We start from the raw sequence: 1,270 nt of genomic DNA, 5'->3' as shown, positions 1-1,270 counted from the left end.
CTGGCGTTCTGCGACAGTCAGCCCGGCAACCATTCGCTCTCCCCCCGGTCATCACACAGCGCGGCTCGCGGTGCTCGAGAGAGGGACCGGAAGGTCGAAATCCGGACCGCGTCAGCCAGTGAATACTTGTCGAGAGCCGCCAGATTGGTATCCGGCATTGTCAAGAAGTTACCCAACAATATGCAGGCCGGCGAGATAGGCAATCCCCCCTGCTGCAGGCATTCGATCCGGTAGGATGGTCGCTCGGAAGACCCGCAGACGACTGCGGCACACCTGTCATCTTCTTTAGGATGGAACAACCATCAAAGGCTGAAGTTCAGCGGAACGTGTCAAGCGCAGAAATCAGCTCGACATACACGTTCGGCGGAGAATCCTTTAGTAAGTGTGCAGGCTTGCGACGCGCCCATTCTTGCCATGAAACACCCGCGTTGGACCAAGTGACGCAATCTCGGAGCGCCTATAGTTACCTTTCAACTGCCGAGAAGCAGACATCCCAATCGGTAGCTACGAGCGGATAGCCAAACGTGGTTTCCCGTCCCCCTGGCGACATTCGGAACGTTTGCTCGATGCGGTAGATGCCTCACAAATCTTTCAGTGACGTTGAGGAGCCTAGAACCTCTCCGGTTGAGCCGCTTGCTAAGCGCTCGGTTGTCTTTGCTACCGTCCTCACGGTCCCGGTGACGCATGCGAGGCAGTCGGACGACGCCTCCGATCACGGCTTGACCTCGACTGTGGTGCTAAGGCGAAGCATCTCGAAGTCTGAGATCAGAATTTCGAATTCAATATTCCAGCGGCCGGGCATGGGAACGAGCACTTCGTCGACGCGCCAAGTGCCATCACCGGCCTGATAGGCTGGACGTTCGATCCCCTCGATTCCTGCCACGGGATTGGACAGGGTGACCGTGACCTCTCTGGCCCGCAAAGCTTCGAAGCTGCGATCGAGCAGTTTCAACGAAAGGCTTGCGAGCCCAACCCGGCCCGGCGTCAGCCTGATATCGACCATGGCCTTGGGGGTATGGATGTGCGCAGACGCCGGTTGGGCAGATATTTGCGCGAGGACCCGTRGCGGCGGCGTGAAGCGCCACATAGCGGCAGTGCCAAAGATGAGCAGACCAAGCACGATCTCAGTGGCAATCACCCGCCGCAGCCGAGCCTTCGCGGGGATATCGCCTCCCACGACCTTAACAGTCAGCATGTACCGGTTGCATACCGCCGCCCCCAACAGCACAGCGACCCAGAGCAGCTTAAGCACGAGCACACAACCATATTC

General features: G+C 58.6%; 1 protein-coding gene. It reads right to left on the bottom strand.

Annotated features, from left to right (window positions below):
- Positions 1-712 precede the first annotated feature (712 nt).
- The coding region (locus AC1D34_RS38135) for a copper resistance D family protein (RefSeq protein WP_476827101.1) at positions 713-1,270 on the bottom strand (558 nt) is incomplete at its 5' end.

It is taken from the genome of Allobosea sp. P1_A7, from assembly GCF_056406775.1.
The sequence above is the reverse complement of the archived record's forward strand: the minus strand, read 5'-3'. Positions and strand labels throughout refer to the sequence as shown.